The organism is Spirosoma sp. 209, assembly GCF_002006735.1.
Taxonomy (GTDB): Bacteria; Bacteroidota; Bacteroidia; order Cytophagales; family Spirosomataceae; genus Spirosoma; species Spirosoma sordidisoli.
In genome coordinates this window covers 1-23,269 of record NZ_MVEC01000012.1, presented here as the reverse complement: position 1 = coordinate 23,269, position 23,269 = coordinate 1, and the positions used below count along the sequence as shown (strand labels likewise).

Here is a 23,269-nt window from a genome sequence, read left to right as displayed (position 1 = left end):
TTCGTACCCTTGTTTATCGGTAAAGCCCAGGGCAGGCCCGATTTGCTTACCCTGGCTTTGTGTGTATACATCTAAACCCATCGTGCCATGAAAGTAGTCGCTCAGATTTTCGTTGGACTGGTTGCCGTTGAACACCTGTACATTCTCTGGCTGGAAATGTTTGCCTGGACAACCCGGGGCCGTAAAACCTTCCGGTCATTCCCGCCCGAACTGTTCGAGCCGACGAAATCGCTGGCAGCCAATCAGGGGTTGTACAACGGTTTTCTGGCGGCCGGGCTGGTTTGGTCGTTGCTGATTCAGGACCCGGTCTGGCAGGTGCATGTCGCCTGCTTTTTTCTGGGATGCGTGATTGTTGCCGGTGTGTTTGGGGCCGTAACTGCCCAGCGCTCTATTTTTTTCATCCAGGCGGTACCGGCCCTGATCGCGCTGGTATGTACGCTCCTCAGCCGGGGATAAGTCAGCAGCGATAGCTATCAGATCATGATAAAGCCAGTCGGGGCCTTTGATGTCAAAGGCCCCGACTGGCTTTATAAGCTTGATTGGCTTTGGCTTATTAGGCAACCGAAGGCATTTCTGCCGGTTCGGGCCTGGCCTCACCAGCCTGCTTGGTTTCGGCGATTTTGATGGGGCTACCGAACACGTAGAACAGCTTCTGGCGCAGACCACGGGCTTTCTTTACATCGCGGGCCATGTCGGCAAACTCGTGAAAGTTGATGTGAAACGGGTTGCCTTTCTGTTCAATATTGGTCGTGATGCCATAAATCGGCCGCTCTTCTTCGGGTTGATAGGTGCCGAACAACCGATCCCAGAAGATAAAGGTGGCGCCGTAGTTCTTGTCAATGTACTTGGGTTGCGAACCGTGGTGGACCCGGTGGTTCGAGGGCGTCGCGAAAACATACTCGACCCAGCGGGGCAGTTTACCGATATACTCCGTATGCACCCAGAACTGAAACAAAACGGCAATCTGGTTGGTGGTGAAGAAGATAACCGGGTGGAACCCGATCAGCGCCACCGGCAGGAAGAAAATAATTTTCAGATGCTGTACCCAGCTTAGCCGGAACGAAACGCTTAGGTTATAATGCTCACCGGAGTGGTGTACCACGTGGGTCGCCCACCAGAACCGCTGCTCGTGCGAGATGCGGTGCGCCCAGTAGCTGAAGAAGTCAAAAATCACGTAACACGGAAGCAGTGTCCACCAGGCCAGCTCCATGCGCCAGGGAAGGGCATTGTAGATCCAGACGATGGCATACAGCAGCGCGAGTTTAGTGGCTGCTCCTACGGCCAGCGCCCCCAGCCCTACCAGCACCGAACCGACCGTTTCTTTGCGTTCATAAAACGGCTTTTCTTCCACATAGGCCGCTATCATCTCGATCGCGGTAAACAGAATCATAAAGGGAACAGCCCATAGGATGAGGTTGGGAGCCGACTGCTCGACGGGACCAAGCTGGTCTAATGAAATGGGGGGAGCACCGAAAAAAGAAGTGTTCATAGCGGAGTACTAACAGGTTGCTGAAAAAAATACATAGTCAACTGACTCTCCTTGTCGACGTCACGACGAAAGGCGTTCTGCAGGATCTGCATCTTCACAACGCTGGGCTGACTTTTCTAAACCAGGGACGACTCACTCAGGCCGTCAGGTTTGGCCCAAAAGAACCGGAATTTGCTTAGAAACTACTTAGCGGCTGCTTAGAATCTGATTAGCCTGACAACGATTCGCTAGACTAAAGTAGGCGATCCAGCTCAAAATTCAACCCTTTTTTGCTCGTTTTGCTCAAACCGGGGTCAATTCCGGGCGGGTTGGCTTCCTGTCCCGAGTCAGGAGTTCATACGTCAGCCGCGTCCAAATGGCGATGCAGAAGACGCCTTTGAAGACATAAGGCTCAACGAGTGACTGGCGCAGGCCGGCCGGAAAAACATCGGTCGGCGAGAGTGACGTAAAGACAAAAGCCAGCAGAACGAGCACCCGGTCCATAGCGGTAGCTGTCCTGGTAAAGTACCAGATGGCCACCCCCCCCATGGCAATAATAAAGGTCGGCGACTCGGCCTTGTGGTTGAAGATAACCACCCAGATCAGCACCGAAGCCAGCAGCAGCAGCCGGTAGCCGTAGTCGGCATAGAGCGACAAGCGGACTAGCGGAGCCAATAATAACATCGCCCCGAGCCCAACGACGAGCAGTTTGGGAGGTTCCGCTGAAAACCAGGTCGATAACCAGCCCATGACCGAATACCCCAGCGAGCTTGAATGGTCGGCCTGTAACATGACCCACCAGTTCTGATACTGGGCCAGCAGTTGCGGGCCCGTTATGACCACCAGGGGCAGAAGTAGTAAAATCAAAGTCCAGGCCAGGGTATACGCCATGGCTACCGGTTTGCGGGGATATAGCAGGAACAGCATAAACGCTACAACCCCAAAGATTTTTATAAAAACACTGCCCAGCATCAACAGGGTGGCCCAGATCAGCCGCCCCCGCTCCAGGAAAATAAAACTCCAGATCAGCATGCCCAGAATCAACCCGTTGCTTTGCGAATTCTGAATGGAGGTCAGCAGCTCGATCAGGACAAACCACCTCAGTTTAACGGTTGTTTCCCGGGACAATCGGGGTAGATGTTTTATGCCGAAAAAAAGGACCAGCGTGTTGAGCGCATTCCAGAGAAAGAGACCCAGCCAGTTGGGCAGCCACGCCAGCGGGGCCATGAGCAGCGCAAACGTAGGTGAGTACTTATACAGATCCCACTGTTCGGCCAGGTAGTAAGTGTACAGGTTTTGATTGGCGAGCAGGTGGAAGAACGAATTCTTGAAAATTACATAGTTGTTGTAATGCGTATACAACTGTTCACTACCGGCAACAGACGTGGGCGTCAACAGATACTGCTGGATACTGGCGAGCAGGGTGATCAGGCCATATACGGTGAGCAGTACCGGTTCTCTGCCAAAAAACAGGATGACTTTTTGATAACGTGAGCGATTCATGCAGGCTGTATCGGTGACTGGCGCCAAAACTACAACAGTTGCCTCTGTATACTAAATAGATTTTTATGGATTATAAATCATCCCCCGTTTTATTCACTGGGAAACACCCCTCAGCCTGTATTAACAAATCTTGAAGTCAGTCTTAGTCCGCCATCGACTAGCTAGTTTTGTGCAATTAACCAGTCAACGATGCTATCATTTACCAAACAACTTGCTATTGGGTTTCTGGGCTGCGCAGCCGTTATCGGATGCCGCACACCTAAAGCGGAAACCAGTAACCGGGCCGACCAGGCGCCCATTTCAACGATCGCGTTCGGGTCGTGCAGTGATCAGAAGCGCCCCCAGCCCCTGTGGGATGATATCGTGGCCCAAAAGCCGAATGTGTGGATTTGGCTGGGTGACAACGTGTACGGGGATACCGAAAACATGGATACCCTGAAAGCGAAGTACGATCGTCAGAAAGCCAACCCCGTTTACCAGCAGCTACGTCAGTCGGCTTCGATCATCGGCGTATGGGACGATCATGATTACGGGGTGAATGACGGTGGTAAAGAGTACCCGCGTCGGAAGGAGAGCCAGCAGCTAATGCTCGACTTTCTGGATGTACCGGCCAGCGATCCGCTTCGCAAGCAGGAAGGGGCCTACTCAGCCCACGTCTATGGCCCGGCCGGAAAACGGGTAAAGGTCATCCTCCTCGACGGCCGCTACTTCCGCGACCCGCTCAAGAAAGAAGGCAAGCTGAACGTACCGGATCCTTCGGGCGATCTGCTGGGCGAGGCTCAGTGGACATGGCTGGAGAAACAGCTCACGAACTCTGATGCGGATGTTCACCTGATTGGCTGCGGGATTCAGTTCCTGCCCGAAGAACACCCTTACGAGAAATGGGGCAATTTTCCCGTTGCCCGCCAGCGCTTTCTGGACCTGCTGGCCAAAACAAAGCCGAAGGGCGCACTGTTGCTTAGTGGTGACCGGCATATTGCCGAAGTGTCGCGCGTTCGGGTTCCCGGCCTCGGCTACGACCTCTTCGACATTACTAGCAGTGGTCTGACCCACGTGTCGAAACCGCATGAAGAACCAAACCGCCACCGCGTGGGTGAGATGGTTGCCAAACTGAACTACGGTTTGATCACCATCAACTGGGAAGCTAAACCGCTGACGGCTACCGTCCGGATCAACGGCGATAGCCAGGCCACTCACCTTACCCAGACGGTTAGCTTCTGAACGGTCTGAACGGGTCGGCGTTGCATTTGTCACACGTTAACCCCTACAGGCGTGCTCATTCTCTGGAAATATCTGTATCCATACCGCTGGCTGGCCGTTCTGGCGCTGGGCCTGGCGGGCGTTGCTCAGGCGCTGGCCCTGATCGACCCGATCATCTTCGGTAAACTGATCGACGAGTATGCCACCAATCCGGGGCAGAAAACCGAGTCGGAGAAAATACGCGGGGTGTTACAGCTGCTGGGACTGGCTGTTGGCGTGGCCATTCTGGCTAACGTGATGAAAGCCCTGCAGGAGTACGTCACGCGGCTGGTGGTGCAGAAATTCGGTACGGATATCTTCAACGATGGACTGAAGCAAACCCTTCGGCTATCGTATCAGGAGTTTGGCGACCAGAGCAGCGGGGCCACACTGGCCATTCTGCAAAAGGTCCGTACCGACACCGAGAAATTCATTAACTCGTTTATCAACGTACTTTTTGCGTCGGTAGTGGGTATGGGCTTTTTGATCTGGTACGCCGTCACGAAACACTGGGCGCTGGTTCCGGTGTTTCTGATCGGGGTGTTGTTGCTGGGCGGGCTCACGGGCCTGCTCAGCCGACAGATCAAAACGACCCAGCGCTCCATCAACCGCGAAACGGCGCTGCTGTCGGGCGTCATAACCGAATCGCTCCGGAACATCGAGCTGGTCAAAAGTCTGGGCCTTACCTTTTCGGAGATTCGGCGGTTGACGGGCCAGACCCGTAAAATTTTCGAGCTGGAGATGTTCAAAGTCCGGCGGGTGCGGCTGCTGTCGTTCTGGCAAAGCAGTACGCTCAGCATCCTGAAACAATCGGTATTGTTCACCCTGCTGTGGTTGATTTTTCGGGACATTTTGAGCACCGGCGAGCTGATCTCGATGCAGTTCATCTCGGTCGCCATCTTCACCCCACTGCAGGAACTCGGTAATATCATTCTGGCCTACCGCGAAGCCGAAGCCGGGCTGAACAGTTTTGCGTCGTTGATGGAAAAACCCATCGAGCGCAATCCCGAATCACCGATCGAGGTGGGTCCGATCGAGCGGTTGAGGTTCACTGACGTGATATTTCGGCATAAAGGAGCCAGCCAGAACGCTATTGACGGCGTATCGTTCGATGCTGCGCTGGGCGATACCATTGCCTTCGTCGGCCCCTCTGGCTCGGGTAAATCAACGATGGTTAAACTGCTGGTGGGCCTGTACAGACCCGTAGGCGGTGAAATCTATTACAACGACATCTCAACGAAAGACCTCCGGTTCAACCCGATGCGTCGGCAGATTGGTTTCGTCACGCAGGATACGCATCTCTTTTCGGGTACCATTCGGGAGAACCTGCTCTTCGTTAAACCCGACGCTTCGGAAGCCGAGATGCTCGAAGCCCTCGACAAAGCCGCCTGTAACCACCTCCTGGCCCGCTCCGCAAACGGCCTCGATACGCCCATCGGCGAAGGGGGACTGAAAATGTCGGGGGGCGAGAAACAACGCCTGTCCATTGCCCGGGCGCTGGTTCGAAACCCACGGCTGTTGATTTTCGACGAGGCCACATCGGCGCTGGATTCGCTCACCGAAGATGAAATTACCGCTACAGTTCGGGCGGTGTCGGCGCTGCATGAACAGATCACTATCCTGATTGCCCACCGGCTCTCCACCATCCTGCACGCCAACACCATTTTCGTGCTCGAAAAAGGAAAGATTGTGGAAATAGGGAGTCATGCCGACCTGGTCGAGCGCAAGGGCCTGTACTACGCCATGTGGCGCCAGCAGATCGGCGAACGGAAGGTCATTGACCCGGCCACGGTAGAACCCGACTAACCCGGCTCCTACCCCAGCGCGGCTCAAGCAAACCGGTCGGGTCGGAACGGGTCGAGCTTAACCCCGGTGCTGGTTCCGGCAATGGTTTCGGCAACGAGCTTCCCGGTAGCGGGCCCGAGACTCAGCCCCATCATGCCATGACCGGTGGCCAGGGTTACGTTATCGAAACGACCTGTACGACCAATGTACGGCAAACCGTCGGGCGAGCAGGGCCGCAACCCTTTCCAGACTTTATCTACGGTTGGCATTTGCACCGGAATGTCCGGATAGTACTGGCTGATGGATTCGTAAATACCCCGCACCCGATTCATGTTGATGGTCTGATCGGTGCCCGCAACTTCCAGCGTACCCGCAAACCGCAGGCTGTTCCCCATGGGCGTGGCCGTGGCCCTTGCCTCCAGCATGATGGCCGGAATCTGCACGTTACTGGCCAGGTTTGGTACCATGAAACTGTAGCCCTTTCCTCCCTGCAGGGGGAGGAAAAACCCGAGCAGCCGGGCCAGCTCGGGCGACCAGGCCCCGCCCGCCACAACGACCTCGTCGACCGGATAGTCACCCCGGCTAGTGCGGACACTGCTCAGCCGACGGTTGTCGGTTTTGAAACCCGTAACGGACGCTTCTTCCACAAACTGAACCTCATAAATCCGCAGCCAGCTGATCAGCGAGCTAATCAGTTCTGCCGGGTTGAGGTGCGCATCGCCGGGGTAATACACCGCCCCCCGAACGTCGACCCGGACCTGCGGTTCAAGGGCCTGCACCTGCGCGCCGGTCAATACCTGGGCTTCAATACCCGCCCGGTTGGCTACCCGGGCCTCCTCAACCATCTCATGTTCGGCAGATGCGGTTTTGTAGAGCATGAAAAGTCCCCGCTCCTGCCAGCCAAAACTCAGCTCGTCCGTAGCGGCTAGTTCCTGATACAGTTGCTTGCTGAGCAGGCTGATATCGCGCAGCGCGGGTATGGCCCGCTCCACGTGCTCGTCTGTGGCGTGCCGGTAAAACAGCCAGCCCCAGCGCACCAGATCGGCGTTGAGCCGGGGCTTTACGTAAAACGGACTGGTCGACCGAAGCATCCAGCGAAGTCCTTTGGCGATCATACCCGGCTGCGCCAGCGGAATAATATGGCTGGGTACAATCATACCGGCATTGCCGAATGAACACCCATCGGTAATCCGGTTCTGGTCGAAGATCGTCACCCGGTAGCCAGCCTGTCGCAGGTAATAGGCCGAGCACAGGCCCGCAATACCGCCACCAATGATTCCGACATGGAGGCCTTTGTTCTGGATCATAAAACCTGGAAGCCAAACCGGTAGGGATCAGCCTCGTTTACGATAATATGGTTGTAACCGTGGATAACCGCCCACCCTTCAATACTAGGCACGATGGCAGGCTTACCGCCCAGCTCGGTTTCGGCCTCGATCCGCCCGTTGAATATAGAGCCGATGATACTTTCGTGGACGAAGGTTTCGCCCGGTTTCAGCCGACCCTGAGCATACCATTGGGCCAGTCGGGCCGAGGTGCCGGTGCCGCAGGGCGATCGGTCAATGGCTTTGTCGCCGTAGAAAACAGCGTTTCGGGCTGTAGAGGTCGGTTGTAACGGCGCGCCCGTCCAGAGGATATGGCTTAGTCCGTTGATCGTCGGGTTCTCGGGATGAACGAAGGTGTACCGCTCATTCAGCCGCTGACGCATGACTCGGGCCCAGGCAATGAGTTGTTCGGCCTTGTAATGCTCCAGCCCGGGGAACGACGGTTGCGGATCGACGATGGCATAGAAATTACCGCCGTAGGCCACATCGACCGTCAGCTCTCCCAGATCGGGACACTCGACCGTCAGTTTCTCGGCGGCCAGATACGACTTCACGTTGGTGATCTTTACTGACCTTACCCGCCCCCCTTCCTGCTTGTATTCGGCACGAACGAGACCCGCCGGCACTTCCAGCAACAGAACCCCCGGCGTTTTCGGTGTGATGAGTCCCTGCTCGATGGCTACCGTAACGGTACCGATGGTGCCATGCCCACACATGGGTAAACAGCCTGAGGTTTCGATGAACAACACCCCGGCATCATGAGCCGGGTTGGTTGGCGGGTAGAGAATACTTCCCGACATCATATCGTGCCCGCGTGGTTCGAACATCAGCGCTTTGCGAATCCAGTCGTACTCGCGCAGAAAGTGCTGCCGCTTCTCGCTCATCGACTCACCGATCAACGCAGGAATGCTGCCTCCCGTAACCACCCGTACCGGATTACCACAGGTATGCGCGTCGATGCAGAAAAAATGAAAGTCTGGCATATGGAATAGGTATTATCGAACAGCCGTTAACTCCGGCCGACAGGCAAGCTGCGTTTGAATTAGCGACCAAACCTGTTCGCGCTCTGCCGCATCGAGGGTGAGACGGGGGGCGCGAACGTGTTCAGACCCGATGCCGGTTGCGGTGGCCGCCAGTTTGATATACTGAACCAGCTTCGGATGAATGTCCAGCTCGAGCAGGGGCATAAACCACCGGTAAATGTCGCGGGCTTCATCAAGCTGGCCAGCTTTCGTCAACTCATAAATGGCAACCGTCTCCGCTGGAAACGCATCGACCAGTCCAGCCACCCAGCCGTCGGCGCCCAGTACGAGGGCTTCGAAAGCCAGCGTATCCACCCCGCCCAGAATCCTGAATCGATCGCCGAATGCATTGCGCATCCGGGTGATGTTCGTCAGATCGCGGGTCGATTCTTTAACGGCCTGTATGTTCGGTAACTCAGCCAGCTCCCTGAACATAGCCACAGTGGTCATAATCTTGTAATCATACGGATTGTTGTAGATCATGATCGGCAGTGAAGTTGCCTCCGCCACGGTCTTAAAGAACACCACGGTCTCGCGCGGGTCGGCATAGTACCGCATGGGGGGTAAGACCATCAGCCCATCGGCGCCATGCGCTTCGGCCTCCCGGGCGCAGGCTACCGCTTCGCGCGTGGCCTGCTCGGCAATATTCATCAACACCGGTACACGGCCGTTACTGACCGACTGCGCCGTTTGCAGCAGGGTTATCTTTTCCGGCCGGGTCAGTGTACTGGCTTCGCCAAGGGACCCTCCCAGTATCAGGCCATGTACACCAGCCTCAAGCTGGGCATGAAGATTGGTCTCAAACAGCGGCAGATCGAGCTGATCGTCGGCCGTAAACGGAGTGAGCAGGGCGGGATATACGCCCTCCCATTGAACAGGTTGTGCCATATGAGCTATCCGGTTGAAAAAGGTACAGACAAATGTCCGGCAGATCCGCTTCTGCTAGATATGGCGAATTAGCGAATACTAATACATTTTTCACTCATTTTAAGTATTTATACGGCTTGTGTATGCTTTACTGTATCATGAAACCTCTACTATTTCGGGTTCCAACGGTCGACTCCCGTTCGTTTCGGGTACAGGTCGATGATGGACCCTATCTGTATAACCGACTTCATTTTCATCCGGAGTATCAGCTCACCCTGATTCGCGAGGGAGTTGGTACCCTGGTTGCGGGCGACCGGATTGACCGGTTTCAACCTTTCGATGTGCTGTTGCTCGGGGCTAACCTCCCGCACGTGTTTAGAAATGATCCTGCTTATTTCGAAGCCGGATCTGCCCAGCGGGCGTTGTCGTACTCCGTGTTTCTCCGGTACAATCCGGCCGATGGGCCATTGTTTGGCCTGCCCGAACTGGAACACCTGACCCACCTGCTGCGGGATTCGATCTATGGAGTCCGTATTCGGGCCACCCAGCCGAACGCCCTGACCAGCCAGCTTGAGGAGTTGCACCGGCTTCGTCCGTTCGAGCAGCTGACCTGTTTGTTTTCGGTGCTCGACCAGCTGGCCGCCCATCCGAACCGCGAAATGCTGTCGGCCACGGCCTATGAAAAACCACGCCGACCCGATGACCACCAGCGGCTCGATAATGTGTTCTCTTTCATCATGAACCGCTATGCCCAGCCCATTACCCTCGAGGATGTAGCAGCAGAAGCCAGTTTAACCCCCGGTGCCTTCTGCCGGTTTTTTCGACTTCACACCCGAAAAACATTTTCCCGCCTGCTGAACGAAGTGCGGATCAAACACGCCTGCCGCATGTTGCAGGAAACACCCGACAGCATAAGCCAGATCGCGCTGGCCTGCGGCTACGGTAACCTGTCTAATTTCAACCGGCAGTTTAAAGCCATTACAGGTTTGACCCCAGGTCATTATCTTCGCGCCGTCGATCAGACTCCTCTCCCGGGCAATACGGACCTCAAAAATCGGGTTAAGAACGTATCAGACCCGGTAAACGCTTATTAAGCCGCTCATTTCTCCGGGTTCTCACAAGCCCGTGAACGTACCTGACACTGTGGTTTCCAGCTTTCGCATCCGCCTGCTCCGTCCCCTCGATCTGGGACTATGTTTCCTGCTGATTTTCCTGGCCCTCCGGCCGGCTCCCGGCTACGCCCAGCACTATGCGTTTACCCACGACGATACCCTTCGGGGCACCATCACCCCCGAACGGGCCTGGTGGGACCTGGCCCATTATCATCTTCGGGTGCGGTTACACCCCGAAGACAGCACCCTGAGCGGTAGCAATACGGTTCGGTACCGGGTTCTGAAACCCGGCCAGGTTATGCAGATTGATTTGCAGCGACCCGTGCAGATCGAAAAGGTAGAGCAGGATGGTCAGTCTCTCCCGTTTCGGCGGGACGGTGATGCCTATTTTATTCAGCTGAAAAAACCCCAGCGCGTTGGCCGGACCGAATCGATCACGGTCTTCTACGGCGGCAAACCACGCGTAGCGCGCAAACCACCCTGGGACGGCGGCATGGTTTATTCCCGGGATAAAAAAGGGCAGCTGTTCATCGCTACGGCCTGCCAGGGACTGGGGGCCAGCGCCTGGTGGCCCTGTAAAGACCATATGTATGACGAGCCCGATTCCATGCAAATAGCGGTAACGGTTCCTGAGCAGCTAACCGACGTATCGAACGGGCGGCTGCGTAGTGTGGTAAAGAACAGTGACGGAACCCGAACGTTTACCTGGGCCGTCGTTAACCCGATCAACAACTACGGGGTAAACCTGAACGTCGGCAACTACGTACACTGGTCTGATACACTCCGGGGCGAAAAAGGCCCGCTGACCATCGATTATTACGCGCTGGCCGAAACCGCCGACTCAGCCCGGCAGCAGTTTAAACAGGTAAAGCCCATGCTGCGGGCCTTCGAGCACTGGTTCGGGCCGTATCCGTTCTACGAAGATGGCTACAAACTGGTTGAGGCCCCCTATCTGGGCATGGAACACCAGAGTTCGGTAACCTATGGAAACGGCTTCAAAAACGGGTACCGCGGCCGGGATCTGTCAGGAACCGGCTGGGGGCTGCTCTGGGATTTTATCATCATCCACGAATCAGGCCATGAATGGTTCGCCAACAATATTACCTACAAAGACGTGGCTGACATGTGGGTACACGAGAGCTTTACCAACTACGCCGAAAACCTGTACGTCGAGTATTATCACGGTAAAAACGCGGGGGCTACCTACGTCATTGGCTGTCGGAAACTGATTCGCAATGATCGGCCCATTGTCGGTATCTACGGGGTAAACCACGCCGGTTCGGGCGATATGTATTACAAAGGGGGCAACATGCTCCACACGATCCGGCAGCTGGTAAACGACGATGCCAAATGGCGTCGGGCCTTGCGCGGACTCAACAAGACGTTTTACCACAAAACCGTTGAGGGCAGGCAGGTCGAAGCCGAGCTGAGCCGGCTAACCGGGCTTAAATTACAGAAGGTATTTGACCAGTACCTGCGCGACACCCGGATACCGACCCTTGCCTACAGGTTCACTGGCAACACGCTGGAGTATCGCTGGACAAACTGCGTTGACGGTTTCGACATGCCGGTAAACGTATGCCTCGGCGAATCGGGGCCGACCCAGCTCCTGCGGCCAACCACCCGCTGGCAACGGATACCGGTCAGAGACAAAACCCTCACGGCCGACCCAAATTTTTACGTGCTTACCCAGCTTGTAACCGAAACCGCCCCCAGCGCTCAGACCAATTAGCCGTGAACGCCGGGGGCGATTAGCTCACCACCTTTGGGTTCACTACTCCATGGCCATATCGACATGGGCCGGGGCCTCAATTTTCTAACCGACAAACAGCAGCGGCACGCAGACCAGGAAGAAACCGCCAATAACCAGAAACGCAGCGGCATACCAGAGCCCAGGATAAAATTGAATAGCAAACCGACGGCAAACCGGAGACCTCCCGCACTACTGGGTCTTTCGAAACCAGCTGATCGGTTGGCCGGGTTGAAGTCGGCCATTTTTTCGTTCAGTCCACCGCCGTCAACCTACCCGGATACACTTCAGATACCCGACGGTGTACGATGGTACTACTGCACCGACGGGTCGAAGAGCGCCAGTCTCTGACCGAAGTGGTTAAACATGTAGACACCAGTCCGGTGCAGGGTGGCGATCAGCTCGTGCTAGCAATTTTGATGTTGTTTGTCCATGGGGTCACCCGCTAGCCAGTTGCCGGGATGGCCCGTTCCTGCTTATTTGCGGCTATTGTTTCTTAACCCGGCTAGTTTGTATGATCAGAAAGGACGATCGATTACTCAGGGTGGGCCTACTTGGGTGTGGGCCAATTGCTCAGTTTGCCCATTTCGAAGCCTGCCAGAAAGCTCGCAATGCCGAACTCTACGCGCTCTGCGACGCGGCCGACGACCTGCTCGATCGGATGGCCACCATCTGGCAACCCCGCCGGGCTTACCGCGACTATGACGCCATGCTGGCCGACCCGGCCGTTGAAGCGATTCTGATTGCGACGGCCGATGCCTTTCATTTGCCGATGGCCCTGCGGGCGGTCGAAGCCGGTAAACACGTGCTGGTTGAAAAACCGATGGGAACCTCGCTCACCGACTGTCTGCGGCTTCAGGAACTGACCAGGCAGCAGCAGGTACACGTCCAGGTGGGTCACATGAAACGCTTCGATCCGGGTATTGCCTACGCACGGCGGTTCATCCGGGACGAGATTGGCGAGCTTATGTTTTTTAACGGCTGGTACAGCGATAACACCCATCGATATACAGTTACCGACAATGTGCAGCCATTGCCTGTTTTATCCGCCAGGGCACTAAAACCCGGTCACGACGAAAAAGCCGACAAAGTACGCTATTACCTCCTGGCTCATGGTAGCCACCTGCTCGATACCGCCCGGTTTCTGGCGGGGCCAATCGGGTCGATCCGGGCGCGGCTGGTGCAAAAATCCGGCGCCTATCACTGGACGCTGCAAACCGAATTTACGAACGGCGCCGTTGGGCATCTGGACCTGACCATCGGCTACCGGGGCGACTGGCATGAAGGCTTTTCAGCAGCCGGTCAGTGGGGCAGCGTTCAGGCAAAAACCTACAACCCCTGGTATTTCAGAGGCAGCGATGTCAGCTGCTTTTCCGAGCGCGATGCCATGTACCATCAGGTTCTGGGTGCCGATGCCCATTTTTATCGTTTACAACTCGAAGGACTCGCCGATACCATTCTGAATGGGTTGCCGCAGCAGGGTACCACCGTGGCCGAGGGGCTGGATAACGTTCGCGCTATGCTGGCAGTGCAGCAGGCGGTTGCTACGGGCCAGCTGGTTTATCTGGACAACCTACAGGAAGGGGAGCTATGATGGAGGTAGGCATCTTCGCCAAAACGTTTGCCGGGCCCCTGCCCGACGTGCTACGGACCGTCGAGGACCACGGGCTGAGCCGCATTCAGTTTAATTTTTCCTGCGCGGGACTGCCGTCCATGCCCGATGCTGTCGATGCGTCTGCCCGCTTTTTCATCCAGCAGGCGCTGGCTCAGTCGCCGGTAACGCTCGAAGCCGTTTCGGGTACGTTCAACATGATCCACCCCGATCGGTCGGTGCGGGTTAACGGCTTGCGTCAGTTGTGGGTTATTGCCGCCCAGTGCTCATGGCTCGGTACCAATCTGCTTACACTCTGTACCGGAACCCGGCACCAGACCGATATGTGGACAGCCCATCCGGACAATGATCGGCCGGACGCCTGGTACGATCTGCGCCAATCGCTGGACAAGGCGCTGGAGCTGGCCGAGCACTATGATCTTTACCTGGGTATTGAGCCAGAGACCGCCAACGTTATCAATACCGTCGAAAAAGCCGCTCAGTTGCTGAAGGAGGTTCGTTCACCCCGGCTGCGAATCATTTTTGACCCGGCAAATCTTTTTGAACACGAGCCCCTTGCGGTTGTTCGTCAACGGATTGCCCGTGGTCTCGATCAGCTGGGTGACGCCATCCGGTCAGTCCATGCCAAAGATCGGGATGCATCGGGGCAGGTTGTGGCGGCCGGTACAGGTCGGCTCCCTTACAATGACTTTATTCAGGGGTTACGGGCCATCGACTACCGGGGCAATCTAATCCTGCACGGCTTATCCGCGGCCGAAGTAAGTACCAGCGTTGCCTTTATCCGGGAACTCCTACACCAGACCTAGCGCTTGTTGCAAACGAAATGACCTATCCCCTACTTCCCTACACAAACCTTGGCCAGGGGCAGCCGCTGGTACTGCTGCATGGCCTGGGGGGTAACCGGCAACAATGGCCATCGCTACTGCAGCCAATTCCCGGTTATCAACTTCTTGTCCCTGATCTGCCGGGGCATGGCGACGCCCGCTGGTTACCAACCACACCCTGCTCCTTCGATTCATTTGCTCAGGCGGTGGCCGATTGGCTGGATCAACTGACTCAGGAAGGTCAGATAACGGGCCCTGTTGTGTTGGGCGGCCTATCGATGGGAGCCGGCATCGCCATTCGATACGCGCTGAACCGTCCGGATCAGATTCGGAGCCTGGTGCTGCTGCGGCCCGCCTGGGTAGACCAGCCCCTGCCTTCGCCACTGATGATCTTGTATCGACTCGGGAAACGGCTGGAATCCGGTCATGACACCCTCGCGACCCGAGCGTGGTTGCTGCAGGATGAGCCATTTCTTACCCTTCAGGCCAAAAACCCGGCCTGTGCAGATTCAATAATGGGTCAGTTGAACCGACCCGACCCACCACTGACTGCCCGCACACTGGTAGAAATCGTCAATAGCGCGCCCATACAGGATTGGGCGGAGGTGTCGCGGCTCGCTCTGCCTACGCTGGTTATGGGTTCTCCGGATGACCCGCTTCACCCCGTGGCTATGGCCACGACCTGGGCGAACGCACTACCGAATGCCTCGTTTCGGGAGATTGCCTCCCGGTATACGGAGCCTGACCAGCATACCGCCGATGTGAACCGATGCATGATCGAGTTCCTGACCGTCGGAAACGGGGGGAACTAAAACCGGATCATTCGGCCGGATCGGTCACCACGACCGGGCCTGCGTTGCGCCGATCCAATCGGTTCATGGCGGGGGTAGACAAGATGCCGTGCAGAAAAACCGAGAGCAGGATTGTCCATCCCGTCAGCGCCCATATCCGCTCCGGCTGGTCGAAAGATACCTGCTGGAGCGCGAATGCGATATAAAACAAAGAACCGATACCCCGAATCCCGAAACTGGCTATGATCCATCGTTTCAGGCCAGTAGCCCCGGTGTTGCCCAGGGTCAGCCAGCCACCGAGCGGACGGATAATCAGTACGAGACCCGCGCCCAGGAGCGCATCCCGCCAGGTCAACGAATCCAGCAACCCTTCGGCTATGGTTCCTCCGAACAGCAACAGCAAAACCGCAATCAGCAGCCGCTCAATCTGATCGGAGAACGCGTGCATGTAGGTGTGGTACTCGTGGGTTCGTTCGTGGCTCCGGATAGTGATGGCCGCCACAAAAACGGCCAGAAATCCGTAGCCATGCACCAGTTCCGTAAGGCCATAGCTGATCAGCGTCACGGCCAGGGCCACAAAGCCGTAGGCCGTTGTTTTGATGCTGATCCGCTGAGGTAATCCGAAGATCAGGTAAGACAGCAGCCGGCCCGAAAGCCACCCGCCCAACACCCCCACGCCGACCCGAAGCCCAATATCGTACAGTGCCCACTCGGTAATCATTGCCGAGGATAGCGACCCCGCCTTAGCAATCGCAATGGCCAGAAAAACAAACGGAAACGCCATGCCGTCATTCAAACCGGCCTCGGCCGTCAGCGCAAACCGCACCGAATCTTCTTTCCCTTCGTTCGGGTCACCCACCTGAATGTCGCCCGCCAGTACCGGATCCGTGGGAGCCAGTCCACCCGCCAGCAGAATCGCAGAAGCCAATGGCCACCCGGCCCAGTCGGCCGCGATCCAGGCGAATACGATAATCGTTACCACCATCGTAAGCCAGACCAGCCGGATTGGTAAACGCCAGCCGCGCCAGCTGAACCGCCGATCTATTTTCAGGCCCGTACCCGTCAGTGCTACGATGACGCAGAGTTCCGTTAGCCGGGTCGTCAGCTCAGGATGCAGCATGGGCGATGGATCGGGCAGCGGCAACGGAAGCTTATACAACAGCCAGCCCGCCACTACAAACAAAATCGGGTACGACAGCGGATAATCTTTTAACAGGGATGGTAACCAGGCTACCGCCAATATGGCGACAGCCAGGATTACCAGCCATAAATCATAGTTGTATGAAAGCATTATTCGCTCGGAGAAAATGTGTCGATGCAGCCACTAATGCAGGGGCCGCCCCTTAACCATTCCGCCTTTGGTATCATCAACCCCATGATTGACAATGAACGCATTGGCATCAATACGCTCAATTCTGTCTTTCAGGCGGGTCAACTCCAGGCGGGTTACTATTACATAAAGAATATTGGTGTCATTTTGTTGAAGTCCCCGCTTGCCGTACCCTTTTTCGCCCTTGAAAACGGTAATGCCCCGCCCCAGCTCCTGGGTAACCATTTCGCGGATCACCTCATGATAATCCGATATGATGATCACGGCCGTGTATTCCTCGATACCGTGGATCAGAAAGTCGACGGTTTTGGAAGCAGCCAGGTAGGTCAGCATGGCATAAAGCGCCGTTTCTACGGTCAGCAGCATGGCCGCGGCTCCAAATACCAGCACGTTGATGACCATGATAACATCGCCAACGGTCAGCGACGACCGGCGACTTATCCAGATGGCGAGAACCTCCGTGCCATCCAGCACCCCCCCACCCCGAATGGCCAATCCGATGCCGGCTCCGAGGAAAAAACCGCCAAAAACCGATATCAGCAGCTTATCCGTGGTTACGACGGGATACGGAACCACCACCAGGCAAAGAGCCAGCAGGCCGATGGCGATAACGGTTCGTATGGCAAACCCGGTCGAAATCTGCCGATAGCCCATCCAGATGAACGGCAGGTTGACCAGGACCACCAGCAACGCCAGCTCCACACCCGTCGTTATTTCGAGGAGCAGCGAGATGCCCATGGCCCCGCCATCGATGAAATCGTTTGGTAACAGAAATCCCTTCAGGCCCATACCGGCACAAAGCACACCGGCGCACAGCAGGGCCAGATCTTTAAGCCGTTGAACATGAGATTGTGAAGAATCTATAGAAGCAGTTTGAGTAATCATATGAAGAAAATCAATTAGTATGGATCAATGGATACAGATCGGGGAATGAGCGCACGAGCCGGGCTCACCCCATCAAAACAGGATACGGGAAACATGCGGGGAACTGATGCAGCCTCCCTTTGACGAGAAATGGGGGTATGCACACGCCTATCCCACACAATTGGCGGTGGGGTATTCTACCGGAGGTGTCGGGTCAGCTATGCCCCTGATGGGCCTGACGAACCGAACCTTTTCAGGTCTACGGATTGATGCACGTGGTCCAGGAAGCCGATACCGTTTGCGGTGATACCTACCCAGACAACCGGTAATGAAGAAGACCCCGGCGGATCAGGGCGCGTTAATCGCAATCTGGTGTTCAAAAATCGGTCTGAGGAAGCCGAACCAGAAATACGAATCACCCGACTGACCGAGCAGCTCAATACAGAGTGTACGACAGAAAGCCGAGAATAGGCTGGGCAGGAAAACGACGGATGGCAGAAACGAAAAACCGGCCCTGGGGCTCACAACCGCAATCCGGTGGTCGTGGTAGGCCGAGGAAGAATAATCGGAATCAGTATCCCAGTTTTCGGACGAAGCGGTAGTCAAAAAGGCCTGTTCGCTGACAGCCGGCAAGTCAGCAGCCCGAACAGGCAACAACAGCAACAGCCAGGCTGCCAGGAGGCCACCTATCCATTTTACTGATTGCTGTATGTCTAGTCCGCTTTTTCCCATGCTTCAGGTAAAGAAAGTATTTTTTTCAGGAAGAGCCATTAAATTAGTAGGCAAACTCGCAACTTATTATCGTACAACCGACTGCTGCTCTCCTTCTGGGTGAATAGCCCTCTGGCCGTTCGCCCGGGCGACGTTGGTAAGGCCGGGTCGATCTGCTCTGTAGTTCCGGTGTATTTCATCCGTCCCGATCCGACCGAATAATTTCCTGCCCGTACATTCGCTAACGTTTCCGTCCCCTTGCCGCCTTCGACCAGCCAGTTTTTGTAAATTAGGCCTATATTTCAGCGTTCATTCGTTGTTTACCTTTATCATCGCTCCTATGGCCACTCCTGTTGGCAAAAAGTTTGACACAGTCGCTCCCCCACTCTACCGTGATCTTTTCGAGTTTATCGATGTCATGGGTATCAAGCAAAGCAGAGTGATCGAAGCGTTTGGTGTTGGCCGTTCCAACTGGTACAAGCTGAAGCAGCAGCACCTGAACGGCATCTCGCTGGAACATATGCACAACTTCGCTACCTATTTCGGGCTTCCCCCCGAAAAGGTGATGTCGCTCTGTTATATGACCTATGTTCGCGGTTTAACGGTTCAACAGGCCGTTGACGCTCCAACTGAGCAATCCGCTGTTGACCACAGCCGTACCGAAGTGGACTCTGATTTCCCACCCATCAACTAGGGTATTTTTCTATTCAGGGCCAGAAAACGAACACAACGCGTCCCTCTCCCTCATTTTTTAAGCTAATTCTTCTAAAAATAGTTTGGTTTGTCTTAAAATTAAGACATAAGATATACTTTTGCCCTAATTATAAGACAATTCTAAACTCTACACATTACCATGATCACTCACGAACAGGCTGTTCAGTTTCTGCGCAGAAACCCGGCGCTGTCAGCTTCTGTATTAGAAAAGGAAGCCGGATTGCCGGCCAGCACGCTGCTGAAAGCCGTGGCTGGCGATCGGGTTTTGAACGTAAAACACCTCGGCGCCCTGTTCCCGGTCCTGATTCGATATGGGTATCAGAACCAGCCTAAAGCCAGAGTCATTTCGGTAGTCAATCACAAAGGGGGGGTTGGTAAAACGACGACGACGCTGAACCTGGGCAGGGCCCTGTCGCGGATGAACTACCGCGTGTTGCTGATCGACATGGATTCGCAGGGCAACCTGTCTCAGGCGCTGGGGGTCGACGAACCCGAAAAACAGGTTAAACACGCCCTGCTCGACAATGAACCCTTACCCATTCTCAACATCGGCGAACGGTACGATCTGTCGCCGAGCGATCTGGAGCTGGCCTATGCCGATCTCGAGCTGGTACAGGTAGTCGGGGGCGTCAATCAGCTTCGGAACGCGATCTCTCCCCTCCGATCGGAGTACGATTACATTCTCATCGACTGTCCGCCGGCGCTCAACATTTTTACCAACTCGGCCCTGGTTGCGTCACAGTCGTGTCTGGTAACGCTCCAGCCCGAGGTGTCGGCGCTGAAAGGCATAAACAGCCTGATTGACCGCATCACCCAGGTCCGCGACCGCATCAACCACGAACTGACGGTGGAAGGTATCGTACTGACCATGGTTGACCGACGGCTGAAGCTGCACCGCGACATGATTGAGTACGTCCATACCAACCTGAGTAACTTCCGGATATTCAAGACTGAAATCCGGCTGAATGTATCGTTGAAAGAGTCGCAGGTAGCGCAACGTGATGTGTTCACCTACGCTAAAGAATCACACGGCGCTCAGGATTATTTAAAATTGGCCCACGAATTCACTCAGCCAGCTCCTCAACTGCTTACCGCCTAAACTGCACCCGGTATGAAAAAATACATGGAATCGCTGAGCACGAAGAAAATCATAAAAGATCAGAGCCTGCTCCGGCACGAAGACATTCGTCGAAACATCCGGGTATTGCCCGAGCTACAGGCCTTCATCCCCCCACTCCTCCCCGACGAACAGGCCCAGCTGGAAAACAACATTCGGAAAGACGGCTGTCGGGAAGCGCTGCTGGTATGGGAAACAACCGAGGGTAGCCTGGCCGGTTCGGACGATATAAGCCCGGTATATGTGCTGGTAGACGGCCACAATCGATACGGCATCTGTCAGCGTTTCGGCATCGATTTTCGGGTTAACCTGGTCTCCTTCTCGGGCATGGATGAGGTCAGGAGCTTCATGATCGAAAATCAGCTGGGACGCCGGAACCTGACCCCGGAACAGACCGCCTATTTTCGCGGCTTACGCTACCTCGATGAACGCGGGACACGGGGCAAATACAAACGGGACAACCATAAAGGACAAAATGTCCCATATGCTTCAGCCGACTTTATCGACACGGCTTCGAACCCGGAGGCAAAAGCCGAATCGACCGCCCAGAAGATTGCCAAACAGTACAACGTCAACGAAAAGACGATTAAACGCGATGCCGAATTTGCCGCAGGCATGGACAAACTGGCTCCTGCCCTGAAAGCTTCTATTCTGGCCGGTAGTGTCTCGGTAAGCAAGTCGGTGATACAACAGCTGGCAAAAAGTGATATACCAGCTGGTAGCCTCACTTCCATCGACAGTTTGTTGACCGGGTCTGATCAACTCGTTGCGGCAGACAAGCCAGCTTCGGTATCTATCGGGCGTCAGATGAGCAAACCAGCCAAACCGGCCGCACTACGCAAACGGTTACACTCCTTACTAGCTTCACTGACCGCTACCGGTGCCGATGAAGTAGGTATCTGCGATCAGATCATTGACTGTGCCGCGATGCTTAAAAAGACGCTTGTTGAAAACCATTCAGGAGAGAGGGCGAAAAACCTATAAGGGGGCGGCCGCAACAGGGGGTTAAGGGAAAAGTGGAAGAGCGGTAAAAGGAAAGTTTAAAATTTGAAAAAAGAAAAAAACACCCACCCAGTCTTGCGGCAGGTGGGTGTTTTTTTAGAGTGTGTTTTTTCTATTATTTTTAGATACTATTTTTTCTATTTTTAATATATTTTTAGACCCCGCCTAACCTATTGACTATCAGGTTTTTATAAGCTGATTATGTAAGTCGTTTGGTACGGATATGTAAGTCGTTTGGTACGAGAATGTAAGTCATTTGGTACCGGATGTAAGTCGTTTGGTACGGATATGTAAGTCGTTTGGTACGAGAATGTAAGTCATTTGGTACCGGGTGTAAGTCGTTTGGTACGAATATGTAAGTCATTTGGTACGAGAATATGGAGGGCACTTTAGGCCATATTTAAGACCAGTTTGTGCTTTTCCCCAACTGCTGCCTATACATTTCTAGTTATGAGTCCCTGTAGTAGAATGAATAAGTCCATTATATAATACTTTTTTATTTTTAAAATAGACTACCCGGGATTGTGTAAGTTGGTTGGTACGGTAATTAAATCGACTACGCGCCACCAGGGCCTCATTCTGTGCGGTTTGTCGGCAGGATAATAAAATGTAAGAAACTGGGTAAAACTTACATATTAACTTTATATTGCCTCACCTTGCGATTCACCAGAACCGATATGAGTGATAAGCCCGACACCCGAAAAGACATAGAGGCTCTTCAGCAGAACCCGGAGTACATTATCATGAATAACCCGCTCGCGAGTCCAAAATTCGTTCGGGCTATTTCGAAATCAGAGCAGAAGACAATAACGGAAATCTACACCCCCAAGGTCTTTTACGAGATTGTATCCAGGCTCAAACCCGAGCACCTGGTTGGCGTTGCCAACAACCAGAACATCACGATCGAGATCGTCATCAAAGATTTCCTGAAAGATATTGGCGCGGCCAAGTCCAAGAACTACCAGCACCTGATCACGTCGGTAGAAACCTTGCAGACAACCATCCTGAAATGGAAAGACGAGAAAGGAGAACACCGCAGCCCTATCGTAGCCTTCTCGACGCACGATCACAAGAGCAGCACCATTCAGGTACAGGTTCACGAAAAGCTGGTTAAAATCATCCTCGATGTTAAAGAGAAAGGCAATTACAGCTTTCTAAAACAGAACGTCCACAAGCTTCAGAATGCGCAGGCAATTAAACTATATCCGTTCTTCAAATCGTGGCTCAATTACGGCCGGTATGAAAGTGATTTGGTACGGTTCAAAGAACGCTTCGGGTATAACACCAGCGGATACCAGCGGTTTGCCGCCTTCGAGAAGTACGTACTGATGCCGGCGCTGGAGGAGATCAACGAAAAGACCGATATCAGGCTGTCGTATCAGAAAGTTGGTGAAAACTTACAGGGCCAGAAACCCAGAGTTACCGGGCTGATTTTCTTTATCAAGCCAAAAGATAAAACCAAAATTCTACCCGTTCCGGAAGGTCCGCCCGAAACCGGGCCTGAACTCACAACCGAGTACGAGCCCCAACCCGAGCCGGCGGCTGGGCCTGTACCTGCCGCTTCACCCGAACTGACCGTAGCCGAGTTTGCGGAACTGTACGAACTCTTCAAGGAAATCTGGATTGAAGACAGACCCGATGCGATCACCAGTAAACTATTGATTGATGGTTACGTAACCGAGCATGGCCGGGATACGGTGCTGGACGCATTCACAGGTTTGATCGATACCAAAGCAAAGGCCAAAAGTGTAGCCTTTTTCACTCCCGAAACGTTTGCCCGATACAAAGGATTTCGGCTGAAGAAAGAAGGCAAACGACAAAGCGAACGAGCTCGTTTACAACAGAAGCAACAGGAGCAGGCAGAGCAGGAGCGGATGCAGTTAATCATTACTGATTTTGAGCGCCGGGAGCATACTTACTTTTTGCAGGCCTTCGATAAAATGACAGAAGATGCCCGCACTCCATTGCTCGATCAACTGCTGACGACCCAGGCGAATAATCCTGTTTACTTCGAATCTGGTGGCCAGCCCACCGATCTGGCCAAAAGTGAGATCGGGAGTTACTGGGTAAATAACCATACTGCCTATGACCGGCGCCTAACCTTCCAGAAAATTGCCGAACGGGAGTTCGGGGTCCAGATTGGTTTCAACGAAAATGGTATCCCTTATTTTATCAAATAACGGTATATAGCCAGGTTCCTGAGCATAAAGGACATTTTGTCCTTTATGCTCAG

At 54.5% G+C, this 23,269-nt stretch carries 20 protein-coding genes; 12 read left to right on the top strand and 8 right to left on the bottom strand.

All coding sequences use genetic code 11. The features are described 5' to 3' along the window. Positions 1 to 87 precede the first annotated feature (87 nt). On the top strand, positions 88 to 456 hold the full coding sequence (locus B1C80_RS19515) for a DUF1304 domain-containing protein (protein ID WP_077922895.1): 369 nt from the start codon (positions 88 to 90) through the stop codon (positions 454 to 456). Positions 457 to 553: 97 nt separating this feature from the next. On the opposite strand, the gene B1C80_RS19510 is transcribed toward B1C80_RS19515, so the two are convergent. After that, the gene (locus B1C80_RS19510) at positions 554 to 1,489 is read right to left on the bottom strand and encodes a sterol desaturase family protein (RefSeq protein WP_077922894.1); all 936 of its coding nucleotides are present in this window, start codon (positions 1,487 to 1,489) and stop codon (positions 554 to 556) included. Positions 1,490 to 1,771: 282 nt separating this feature from the next. Next, on the bottom strand, positions 1,772 to 2,971 hold the full coding sequence (locus tag B1C80_RS19505) for a glycosyltransferase family 87 protein (protein WP_077922893.1): 1,200 nt from the start codon (positions 2,969 to 2,971) through the stop codon (positions 1,772 to 1,774). A 189-nt stretch (positions 2,972 to 3,160) separates the two neighbouring features. Here B1C80_RS19505 and B1C80_RS19500 point away from each other — a divergent pair, with 189 nt between their 5' ends. Beyond that, on the top strand, positions 3,161 to 4,192 hold the full coding sequence (locus tag B1C80_RS19500; RefSeq protein ID WP_077922892.1) for an alkaline phosphatase D family protein: 1,032 nt from the start codon (positions 3,161 to 3,163) through the stop codon (positions 4,190 to 4,192). Positions 4,193 to 4,243: 51 nt separating this feature from the next. Then, positions 4,244 to 6,016 (top strand): ABC transporter ATP-binding protein, encoded by a 1,773-nt coding sequence (locus tag B1C80_RS19495; protein ID WP_077922891.1) that lies wholly within the window; start codon positions 4,244 to 4,246, stop codon positions 6,014 to 6,016. A 23-nt stretch (positions 6,017 to 6,039) separates the two neighbouring features. Here B1C80_RS19495 and B1C80_RS19490 read toward each other — a convergent pair whose 3' ends face one another. The 3 genes from B1C80_RS19490 to B1C80_RS19480 are packed head-to-tail and all read right to left on the bottom strand — an operon-like array spanning position 6,040 to position 9,230. Continuing rightward, positions 6,040 to 7,302, bottom strand: a complete 1,263-nt coding sequence (locus tag B1C80_RS19490) for an FAD-binding oxidoreductase (RefSeq protein ID WP_077922890.1) — start codon at positions 7,300 to 7,302, stop codon at positions 6,040 to 6,042. Beyond that, positions 7,299 to 8,303 (bottom strand): 4-hydroxyproline epimerase, encoded by a 1,005-nt coding sequence (locus B1C80_RS19485; protein ID WP_077922889.1) that lies wholly within the window; start codon positions 8,301 to 8,303, stop codon positions 7,299 to 7,301. The genes B1C80_RS19490 and B1C80_RS19485 overlap by 4 nt, the downstream gene beginning before the upstream one ends. A 12-nt stretch (positions 8,304 to 8,315) precedes the next feature. Further along, the gene (locus B1C80_RS19480) at positions 8,316 to 9,230 is read right to left on the bottom strand and encodes a dihydrodipicolinate synthase family protein (RefSeq protein WP_077922888.1); all 915 of its coding nucleotides are present in this window, start codon (positions 9,228 to 9,230) and stop codon (positions 8,316 to 8,318) included. Between the two features lie 137 nt (positions 9,231 to 9,367). On the opposite strand from B1C80_RS19480, the gene B1C80_RS19475 reads away from it, so the two are divergent. The 5 genes from B1C80_RS19475 to B1C80_RS19450 all read left to right on the top strand — a co-directional run bounded on the left by B1C80_RS19475 (position 9,368) and on the right by B1C80_RS19450 (position 15,319). Continuing rightward, positions 9,368 to 10,303, top strand: coding sequence for an AraC family transcriptional regulator (locus B1C80_RS19475; RefSeq protein WP_077922998.1), 936 nt, complete (start codon positions 9,368 to 9,370; stop codon positions 10,301 to 10,303). A 118-nt stretch (positions 10,304 to 10,421) separates the two neighbouring features. Beyond that, the gene (locus B1C80_RS19470) at positions 10,422 to 12,053 is read left to right on the top strand and encodes a M1 family metallopeptidase (RefSeq protein ID WP_369822720.1); all 1,632 of its coding nucleotides are present in this window, start codon (positions 10,422 to 10,424) and stop codon (positions 12,051 to 12,053) included. 532 nt (positions 12,054 to 12,585) lie between these two features. Further along, positions 12,586 to 13,665, top strand: coding sequence for a Gfo/Idh/MocA family protein (locus B1C80_RS19460; protein ID WP_077922886.1), 1,080 nt, complete (start codon positions 12,586 to 12,588; stop codon positions 13,663 to 13,665). Then, positions 13,662 to 14,489, top strand: coding sequence for a sugar phosphate isomerase/epimerase (locus tag B1C80_RS19455; RefSeq protein ID WP_077922885.1), 828 nt, complete (start codon positions 13,662 to 13,664; stop codon positions 14,487 to 14,489). Before B1C80_RS19460 ends, B1C80_RS19455 begins: the two co-directional genes overlap by 4 nt. A 17-nt stretch (positions 14,490 to 14,506) precedes the next feature. Next, positions 14,507 to 15,319 (top strand): alpha/beta fold hydrolase, encoded by an 813-nt coding sequence (locus B1C80_RS19450; protein ID WP_077922884.1) that lies wholly within the window; start codon positions 14,507 to 14,509, stop codon positions 15,317 to 15,319. Positions 15,320 to 15,326: 7 nt separating this feature from the next. Here the strand turns inward: B1C80_RS19450 and B1C80_RS19445 are convergent, their stop codons facing one another. From B1C80_RS19445 to B1C80_RS19435, 3 genes are all read right to left on the bottom strand, one after another. Further along, the gene (locus B1C80_RS19445) at positions 15,327 to 16,589 is read right to left on the bottom strand and encodes a sodium:proton antiporter (RefSeq protein ID WP_077922883.1); all 1,263 of its coding nucleotides are present in this window, start codon (positions 16,587 to 16,589) and stop codon (positions 15,327 to 15,329) included. A gap of 33 nt (positions 16,590 to 16,622) precedes the next feature. Beyond that, the gene (locus B1C80_RS19440) at positions 16,623 to 17,513 is read right to left on the bottom strand and encodes a YitT family protein (protein WP_077922882.1); all 891 of its coding nucleotides are present in this window, start codon (positions 17,511 to 17,513) and stop codon (positions 16,623 to 16,625) included. A gap of 327 nt (positions 17,514 to 17,840) precedes the next feature. After that, positions 17,841 to 18,224, bottom strand: a complete 384-nt coding sequence (locus B1C80_RS19435) for a hypothetical protein (RefSeq protein ID WP_077922881.1) — start codon at positions 18,222 to 18,224, stop codon at positions 17,841 to 17,843. Between the two features lie 319 nt (positions 18,225 to 18,543). Between B1C80_RS19435 and B1C80_RS19430 the strand changes: the two genes are divergently transcribed. The 4 genes from B1C80_RS19430 (at position 18,544) to B1C80_RS19415 (ending at position 23,216) form a co-directional block, all read left to right on the top strand. Beyond that, a complete protein-coding gene (locus tag B1C80_RS19430; protein WP_129605460.1) occupies positions 18,544 to 18,897 on the top strand; it encodes a helix-turn-helix transcriptional regulator in 354 nt (117 codons plus the stop codon). 159 nt (positions 18,898 to 19,056) lie between these two features. Further along, positions 19,057 to 20,016, top strand: coding sequence for a ParA family protein (locus B1C80_RS19425; RefSeq protein WP_077922879.1), 960 nt, complete (start codon positions 19,057 to 19,059; stop codon positions 20,014 to 20,016). Between the two features lie 12 nt (positions 20,017 to 20,028). Next, positions 20,029 to 21,018, top strand: a complete 990-nt coding sequence (locus B1C80_RS19420) for a hypothetical protein (protein WP_077922878.1) — start codon at positions 20,029 to 20,031, stop codon at positions 21,016 to 21,018. Positions 21,019 to 21,713: 695 nt separating this feature from the next. Beyond that, positions 21,714 to 23,216, top strand: coding sequence for a replication initiation protein (locus B1C80_RS19415; protein ID WP_077922877.1), 1,503 nt, complete (start codon positions 21,714 to 21,716; stop codon positions 23,214 to 23,216). Positions 23,217 to 23,269: the final 53 nt, after the last annotated feature.

Coding starts and splice junctions, on each gene's coding strand:
- B1C80_RS19515 (WP_077922895.1), top strand. CDS start 88: ATGAAAGTAGTCGCTCAGATTTTCGTTGGACTGGTTGCCGTTGAACAC.
- B1C80_RS19510 (WP_077922894.1), bottom strand. CDS start 1,489: ATGAACACTTCTTTTTTCGGTGCTCCCCCCATTTCATTAGACCAGCTT.
- B1C80_RS19505 (WP_077922893.1), bottom strand. CDS start 2,971: ATGAATCGCTCACGTTATCAAAAAGTCATCCTGTTTTTTGGCAGAGAA.
- B1C80_RS19500 (WP_077922892.1), top strand. CDS start 3,161: ATGCTATCATTTACCAAACAACTTGCTATTGGGTTTCTGGGCTGCGCA.
- B1C80_RS19490 (WP_077922890.1), bottom strand. CDS start 7,302: ATGATCCAGAACAAAGGCCTCCATGTCGGAATCATTGGTGGCGGTATT.
- B1C80_RS19485 (WP_077922889.1), bottom strand. CDS start 8,303: ATGCCAGACTTTCATTTTTTCTGCATCGACGCGCATACCTGTGGTAAT.
- B1C80_RS19480 (WP_077922888.1), bottom strand. CDS start 9,230: ATGGCACAACCTGTTCAATGGGAGGGCGTATATCCCGCCCTGCTCACT.
- B1C80_RS19475 (WP_077922998.1), top strand. CDS start 9,368: ATGAAACCTCTACTATTTCGGGTTCCAACGGTCGACTCCCGTTCGTTT.
- B1C80_RS19460 (WP_077922886.1), top strand. CDS start 12,586: ATGATCAGAAAGGACGATCGATTACTCAGGGTGGGCCTACTTGGGTGT.
- B1C80_RS19455 (WP_077922885.1), top strand. CDS start 13,662: ATGATGGAGGTAGGCATCTTCGCCAAAACGTTTGCCGGGCCCCTGCCC.
- B1C80_RS19450 (WP_077922884.1), top strand. CDS start 14,507: ATGACCTATCCCCTACTTCCCTACACAAACCTTGGCCAGGGGCAGCCG.
- B1C80_RS19445 (WP_077922883.1), bottom strand. CDS start 16,589: ATGCTTTCATACAACTATGATTTATGGCTGGTAATCCTGGCTGTCGCC.
- B1C80_RS19440 (WP_077922882.1), bottom strand. CDS start 17,513: ATGATTACTCAAACTGCTTCTATAGATTCTTCACAATCTCATGTTCAA.
- B1C80_RS19435 (WP_077922881.1), bottom strand. CDS start 18,224: ATGGGAAAAAGCGGACTAGACATACAGCAATCAGTAAAATGGATAGGT.
- B1C80_RS19430 (WP_129605460.1), top strand. CDS start 18,544: ATGGCCACTCCTGTTGGCAAAAAGTTTGACACAGTCGCTCCCCCACTC.
- B1C80_RS19425 (WP_077922879.1), top strand. CDS start 19,057: ATGATCACTCACGAACAGGCTGTTCAGTTTCTGCGCAGAAACCCGGCG.
- B1C80_RS19420 (WP_077922878.1), top strand. CDS start 20,029: ATGAAAAAATACATGGAATCGCTGAGCACGAAGAAAATCATAAAAGAT.
- B1C80_RS19415 (WP_077922877.1), top strand. CDS start 21,714: ATGAGTGATAAGCCCGACACCCGAAAAGACATAGAGGCTCTTCAGCAG.